The organism is Georgenia sp. 311 (assembly GCF_006151955.1).
Lineage (GTDB): Bacteria > Actinomycetota > Actinomycetes > Actinomycetales > Actinomycetaceae > Oceanitalea > Oceanitalea wutianyii.
The window spans coordinates 59437-66180 of the sequence record NZ_VDFS01000044.1; the positions used below are offsets into that span (position 1 = coordinate 59437).

Consider the following 6744-nt stretch of genomic DNA (forward strand, 5'->3'; position numbering starts at 1 on the left):
ACCTTATCGCCCGAAAGTGTGATGCGTGCCGTCCCGGGGGACTACCGGGGTGCCAGTCTGGCAAGATCGACAGCGTGCCGAGGACCATGGCAAGGAGCAGCTGAGCACGTGAACACCGCAACCCCGACGGCACCTGACCTGCCGAGCGGCGACCTCCAGCGGCTGGCGGCCGCCTACGGCGTCGCGACCGACTTCTGGGACTTCACCGGTCACCACCGCACCGTCTCCGCGACGACCATCCGCGCAGTGCTGGCGGCGCTCGGCGTCGTCGTCGACAGCGAGGACGACGTCGCCACCGCGCTGTCCGACGTCGAGCTCGCGCCGTGGCGCTCCGTCCTGCCCCCCAGCCTCGTGCTGCGGCAGAGCCGGGACCACGAGCTGGCCGTCCACGTCCCGGACGGGACCCCCGTGACCGTGCACGTGGCGCTCGAGGACGGGCAGCGCCGGGACCTCGAGCAGCTCCCGGTGTGGGTCGAGCCGCGCGACGTCGACGGCGTGCGCACCGGGCGTGCCACCTTCCGCATCCCCGCCGGGCTGCCGCTCGGCTGGCACGAGGTCGTCGCCGTCGTCGGCGAGGAGGAGCTGGCCCGCTGCACGCTCGCCGTGTCCCCGGACGCGCTCACCCCGCCGGCCGGGCTGCCCGAGCGCACGTGGGGCGTCATGGCCCAGCTGTACTCGGTGCGCTCGCGCGCGTCGTGGGGCGTCGGCGACCTCGCCGACCTCGCCGAGCTCGGCAGCTTCTTCGGGGACCAGGGCGCGGACTTCCTGCTCATCAACCCCCTCCACGCCGCCGAGCCGGTCGGCCCGATGACTCCCTCGCCCTACCTCCCGGTGACCCGGCGGTTCGTCAACCCGCTGTACATCCGCCCCGAGGACATCCGCGAGTGCGCCTACCTGCCGGGCCCGCAGCGCGCGCTCGTCGAGTGGGCGGCCGAGGAGGTCCGCGGCTCCGTCAGCGACCCCAGCCCCATCGACCGCGACGCCGCGTGGGCCGCCAAGCGCCAGGCGCTGGAGGTCATCTACGCCGCCGGCCGCTCACCGGCCCGCCAGCGCCGTCTGGACGCCTTCCGCGCCGCGCAGGGGCAGGGTCTGGAGGACTTCGCCCTCTGGTGCGCCCTCACCGAGCGCTACGAGGGCAAGGAGTGGCCCGAGGGCCTGGACGACCTCTCCTCGCCCGCCCTCTACAAGGCACGCGTCGAGCTCGCCGACCGGATCGACTACTACGTGTGGCTCCAGTGGGTGGCCGACACCCAGCTCGCCGACGCCCAGCGCACGGCCACCGAGGCGGGGATGGCGCTCGGCGTCATGCACGACCTCGCCGTCGGCGTGCACCCGGGCGGGGCCGACGCGTGGACGATGAAGGACGTCCTCGCGCGCGGCATCGGCGTCGGTGCGCCGCCGGACATGTACAACCAGCAGGGGCAGAACTGGTCCCAGCCGCCGATGCGTCCCGACGCGCTCGCCCGCACGGGCTACGCCGCGTTCCGCGACATGCTGCGCACGGTCCTGCGGCACGCCGGGGCGATCCGCGTCGACCACATCCTCGGCCTGTTCCGGCTGTGGTGGATCCCGGACGGCCACGGCGCCGCCGAGGGCACCTACGTCCGCTACGACCACGAGGCGATGGTCGGCGTCCTGCTCCTGGAGGCGCAGCGCGTCGGCGCCGTCGTCATCGGTGAGGACCTCGGCACCGTCGAGCCGTGGGTGCGCGACTACCTCGCCGAGCGCGGCGTGCTCGGCACCTCGGTCCTGTGGTTCGAGAAGACCGACGACGGCGGGCCGCTGCGGCCCGAGCACTACCGCGAGCTCGTGCTCGCCACCGTCAACACCCACGACCTGCCGCCGACGGCGGGCTACCTCGCCGAGGAGCACGTCGACCTGCGCGAGCGCCTGGGTCTGCTCACCGAGCCGGTGCCGGTCGTCCGCGCCGAGGCGCGGCGTGAGCGCGACCGGATGGTGGCCCGGCTGCGTGAGTACGGGCTGCTGCCCGAGAAGCCGACCGAGCGCCAGCTCGTCGAGGCGCTGCACGCCTACGTCACCCGTACGCCCTCGCGCATGGTCGGCGTCGCGCTCGTCGACGCGGTGGGGGAGCGGCGCGCCCAGAACCAGCCCGGGACCGACGAGGAGTACCCGAACTGGAAGCTGCCGCTGGCCGACGGATCGGAGCACGTCGTCCTCGTCGAGGACCTCGCCGAGAACGCCCGTCTGCGCTCCCTGCTCGACGTCGTCCGCGAGGAGATCGCGCGCGACTGACGCTCGCGCTCTAAGGGCCCGGCACCACTCGGTGCCGGGCCCTTCGCGTGCGTGGCCGCCGGTGCCGGAGCGGGCGTGGGTGCCGCCGTGGCCTGGGGTGCGTGCGGGCGTCGTCGGCGTGGGCGCGCGCCGTCGTGCCCGGCGCGAGTTCCGGCGCCGTCGTGGGCGCCGCCCGTGGCAGGTGCCGGGGCTTCTCGTGGGTGCCTGACCCGGTCCGGGGGCGTCGGCGTTGTCCCCGGGCACGCGAAAGGGCCCGGCACCTCGCGGTGCCGGGCCCTTCGTGCTGCGCGTGGCTAGCTGTTGCTGCTCGGCTCGGCGCCGGCGGCCCCAGGCTCGGCGTCGCGCTTGCCGGTCGAGACGGCGGCGGCCTCCTGGGCCTCGTCGAAGACCGACGGCGTCGCGGCGCCGTCCTCGCCGTCGTCCTCACGCCCCGGGGTGCGGAGGTTGAACTTGGTGATGGCGAAGCGGAACAGGACGTAGTAGATCGCGCCGTAGATGAGGCCGAAGACGAGGATCATCAGCGGCCCGGTCGCGATGTTGAAGTTGAGCGCGTAGTCGAAGAAGCCGGCCGAGAAGGAGAACCCGCTGCGGTACTCCAGCGCGTTCATCAGCGCCAGCGAGCTACCGGTGAGCAGCGCGTGCACGACGTACAGCGGGAAGGCGACGTAGGCGAACGCGAACTCGAGGGGCTCGGTGATACCGGTGAGGAAGGCGGTGAGAGCAACCGAGAGCATGATGCCGCCGGTGATCTTGCGGCGCGACGGCTTGGCGGTGTGCCAGATCGCCAGGGCGGCGGCCGGCAGGGCGAACATCATGATCGGGAAGAAGCCGGTCATGAAGACACCAGCGGTCGGGTCGCCCGCGAAGAAGCGGGCGATGTCGCCGTGGACGACCTCGCCGGCCGCGTTCTCGAAGGAGCCGAACTGGAACCACGGCAGGTTGTTCAGCAGGTGGTGCAGGCCGAACGGGATGAGCAGGCGGTTGACGGTACCGAAGACGAAGCCGCCGAGAACCGAGTTGCCCGGGTCGGTGACCCAGTCGCCGAAGCCCGTGATGACGGTGTCGAACACCGGGTAGAGGAAGGCGAGGACGACGGCCGCGACGATCGCCGCGACGGCCGTGACGATCGGGACGAAGCGACGCCCACCGAAGAACGCGAGGTAGGTCGGCAGCTTGATCCGGTAGTACTTCTGGTAGAGCACCGCGGCGATGATGCCGATGATGATGCCGCCGAGGACGCCGTAGTTGATGGTCTCGGCGCCGGCCTCGCCACCGCCGAACGTGCCGCCCCACGGGGCCTCCATCGGCGCGAGCGCGCCGAGCACGTTGGTGAGGACGAGGTAGCCGACGACGGCGGCCAGCGCCGTCGAGCCGTCGGACTTGCGGGCGAAGCCGACGGCGACACCGACGGCGAAGAGGAGGGGGAGGTTGGAGAAGAGGGCGTTACCGGCCGCGGCGAAGACGGCTGCGACCGGCTCCATCCAGCCCATGCCTGCCCAGCCGGCGACGCCGTCGACACCGAGCAGGTCCGGCTGGCCAAGCCGGAGCAGGAGGCCGGCTGCCGGGAGGGCAGCGATGGGCAGCATGAGGGAGCGACCCACACGCTGGAGCTGGGCGAAGCCGGGGATCGGCTTCTTTACCTTCTTGGCCGGGGCCGCGGCGGCGCCGGCGGTTGCTGCTGTCACGTCAGGCTCCTCATCGAGGGGCGACGGTGGGGGAACCGTCGGGATTTCTTACGTTCCGGGAGGGTTACCCGGGCGGGGTCGTAGACATCTCGTGAAGGATGTCTGGACCAGTTGTGCATACTAGAGCGCCCTAAGATCGTGCGTGTCAAGCGTCGGTAGGGCGCGCCGCAGAAGGCACGTCCGATCCGCTGTCGGAAGGACGGCCATGAAGTACCTGACGGTGCGGGAACACCTGCGCTCGCTCATCGCCGAGGAGCTCGGCGTCGGTGACGCCATCCCCTCCGAGCGTGAGCTGTGCGGGCAGTTCGGGGTCTCCCGAATGACCGTCCGCCAGGCTGTGGACGCCCTCGTCGTCGAGGGTCTCCTCGAACGCGTCCAGGGGCGTGGGACCTTCGTCGCCCAGCCCAAGGTCGACCTTCAGCTCCGGCTCGCCTCCTTCCCCGAGGAGATGCGGCGCCGGGGCATGGAGCCGGACCTGCGCGTGCTCGCCGCCGAGCTCACCGCCGCGACCCCCCAGCTGGCCGCGGCGCTCGAGCTGCCCGTCGGGGCCGACGTCTACTACCTGCGCCGCCTGCGGCTGGCCGACGGGCTGCCGATGGCGGTGGAGCAGAACTGGGTGCCCGCCGCGCTCGTGCCCGACCTCCTCGAGCCCGAGCCCGCGTCGAGCGTCTACGACGCGCTCGCCGAGCGCGAGCTCGCCCCGACGTGGGGAGAGGACGTCATCGAGGCGGTCCAGCTGGACGAGGAGGTTGCCGGGCACCTCGGGATCAGCCCCGGCGCCGCCGGGCTGCAGATCCGCCGCCGCACCTTCTCCGGGGATCTGGCCGTGGACTACGGCGTGTCGGTCTACCGCGGTGACCGATACTCGCTGTGGGTCCCGGTCAGCGCGCCCGGTCCCACCCTGGTGCCCTCCCGGCGTCGTCTCGCCGCGGTGGTCGGTACCCGGGACGAACCGAACCCGAAGGAAGGACTGGCGTGAAGGACATCCACGCGATCCTCGCCGGCCTGGGCGGCATCGACAACATTCGCGAGCTCGAGTCCTGTATCACCCGCCTTCGCGTCGAGGTCGAGGACCCCCAGCAGGTCGACCCCGACGCGCTGCGTGCGGCCGGGGCGCACGGCTCGCTCCAGCGGGGGCGCGTCGTCCAGGTCGTCGTCGGCCCCGAGCTCGACGCCCTCCTCGGGGACCTGAGCGAGGAGGCGTGGCGCCGCTCCGACGACGCCTGAGGTCACGACGCCGCACACGTCTGGACCAGTTAAGGTTTCCCTACGCGACGACGCATGGCGCGTCAGTCATCGACACACGGCCGCGGCCGTGGATGAGGAGCACACAATGAGCAAGGCAGAGTCCATCCTCGCGGCCCTCGGTGGCGACGAGAACATCGTCGACCTCGAGGCGTGCATCACCCGGATCCGTGTCGAGGTCGAGGACTCGAGCAAGGTCGACGAGGCCGCGCTGCGCGCCGCCGGGGCCTTCGGCGTCGTCCAGCAGGGCAACGCCATCCAGGTCGTCGTGGGCCCCGAGGCCGACAACATCGTCGAGGACATCGAGGACCTTCGGTGACGGTGCGCGTCCTCGCGCCGGTCGCGGGCACCGTCGTCGCCATGTCCGACGTGCCCGACCCCGTCTTCGCGGGCTCGATCGTCGGCCCCGGCATCGCGGTCGAGCCCGAGGGGGACGGTCAGGTCGACGTCCTGGCCCCCGTCGCCGGCACCATCGTCAAGCTTCACCCGCACGCCTTCGTCATCCTCACCGCGGAGGGCAAGGGCGTCCTGGTCCACCTCGGCCTGGACACCGTCCAGCTCGAGGGCGAGGGGTTCATCCTGCACGCCCAGGAGAAGGACACCGTCAGCGAGGGACAGCTGCTCGTCAGCTGGAGCCCCGCGGAGGTCAAGGCCGGCGGTCGGTCTCCGGTGAGCCCCGTCGTCGCGCTCGAGGGCGCGGCGGACTCCCTCACGCTCGCGGTCGAGCCCGGCGCGCACGTCGCGGCCGGAGACGACCTGTTCACCTGGGAGTGAGGACCGTCGAGGACCTGCGGCTCCGGGTCGGCACCTTCCTGCGCCGGCCCGGTGCCGCCGTGCTGCTCGACCTCGACGGCACGCTCGTCGACTCCGAGCCGATGCAGCGCGCTGCCTTCCACGCCTACTTCGCCTCCCGGGGCTGGGACGTCGGCCATGAGGTCGTGGGCCAGTTCATGGGGCGGCGAGGGCACGAGTCCTTCGGCGCCATCGACGGGCCGTGGCGCGGGGAGGACCCGCGGGAGCTCACCGCTGCCGTGCTCTCCCACCTCGACCACGAGGCCAACCCGCCGGTCGCCGTCCCGGGCGCCGCGGAGGCCATTCGCGGGTGGCGGGCAGCCGGCCTCCCGGTCTCGCTCGTGACCTCGGCGTTCCGCTCGTGGGCCGAGGAGGCGCTCGAGCTGCTCGGCGTCGCCGACCTCGGGGTCCGGCTCGTCACGGCGGAGGACACGCCCGTCGGCAAGCCGCAGCCCGCGCCGTTCCTCCTGGGCGCCGAACGGCTCGGGGTCGACCCGGCCGACTGCCTGGCCGCCGAGGACTCGGTCGCCGGGATCGCCTCCGCCCGTGGCGCCGGCGTCGGGTTCGTCGTCGGCGTGACGACGAGCCTGGGCCACGACGTCCTTGCCCAGGCCGGAGCCGACGCCGTCGTCCCCGACCTCACCCTCCTCGCACCCACCCCCTGACCCACCCCACCCCTCCCGCGAGAGCCGACTTCCGCACGACAGCGGATTAGCGCGCGACAGCGGAGTTGTGTGCGAGAGCCGACTTCCGCGCGACAGCGGAGTTG

The 6744-nt window shown here is 72.5% G+C and carries 6 protein-coding genes and 1 pseudogene; 6 read left to right on the top strand and 1 reads right to left on the bottom strand.

The features are described 5' to 3' along the window. Positions 1–108: 108 nt before the first annotated feature. Complete coding sequence (gene malQ, locus FHE66_RS09470; RefSeq protein ID WP_255303673.1) at positions 109–2253, top strand: 4-alpha-glucanotransferase; 2145 nt, start codon at positions 109–111, stop codon at positions 2251–2253. Positions 2254–2546: 293 nt separating this feature from the next. Here malQ and FHE66_RS09475 read toward each other — a convergent pair whose 3' ends face one another. Beyond that, the gene (locus FHE66_RS09475) at positions 2547–3938 is read right to left on the bottom strand and encodes a PTS transporter subunit EIIC (protein WP_255303674.1); all 1392 of its coding nucleotides are present in this window, start codon (positions 3936–3938) and stop codon (positions 2547–2549) included. Between the two features lie 205 nt (positions 3939–4143). On the opposite strand from FHE66_RS09475, the gene FHE66_RS09480 reads away from it, so the two are divergent. The 5 genes and pseudogenes from FHE66_RS09480 to FHE66_RS09500 all read left to right on the top strand — a co-directional run bounded on the left by FHE66_RS09480 (position 4144) and on the right by FHE66_RS09500 (position 6640). Continuing rightward, entirely contained in the window at positions 4144–4917 is a 774-nt protein-coding gene (locus FHE66_RS09480) for a GntR family transcriptional regulator (RefSeq protein ID WP_139072714.1), read from the top strand. Continuing rightward, positions 4914–5165 (top strand): PTS transporter subunit EIIB, encoded by a 252-nt coding sequence (locus FHE66_RS09485; protein WP_139072715.1) that lies wholly within the window; start codon positions 4914–4916, stop codon positions 5163–5165. The genes FHE66_RS09480 and FHE66_RS09485 overlap by 4 nt, the downstream gene beginning before the upstream one ends. A gap of 76 nt (positions 5166–5241) precedes the next feature. Beyond that, a pseudogene (locus tag FHE66_RS09490) lies at positions 5242–5502 on the top strand (glucose PTS transporter subunit EIIB); the annotation flags it as partial. Further along, positions 5499–5957 carry a PTS glucose transporter subunit IIA gene (locus FHE66_RS09495; protein WP_139072717.1) on the top strand — a complete coding sequence of 153 codons (459 nt, stop codon included), beginning with the start codon at positions 5499–5501 and terminating at the stop codon, positions 5955–5957. The pseudogene FHE66_RS09490 and the gene FHE66_RS09495, both read left to right, overlap by 4 nt. Next, on the top strand, positions 5954–6640 hold the full coding sequence (locus tag FHE66_RS09500) for an HAD family phosphatase (protein ID WP_139072718.1): 687 nt from the start codon (positions 5954–5956) through the stop codon (positions 6638–6640). The genes FHE66_RS09495 and FHE66_RS09500 overlap by 4 nt, the downstream gene beginning before the upstream one ends. Positions 6641–6744 lie beyond the last annotated feature (104 nt).

What these genes read in the sequence shown, in the direction of transcription:
- FHE66_RS09480 (WP_139072714.1), top strand. Translation starts at nt 4,144, where the DNA reads ATGAAGTACCTGACGGTGCGGGAACACCTGCGCTCGCTCATCGCCGAG.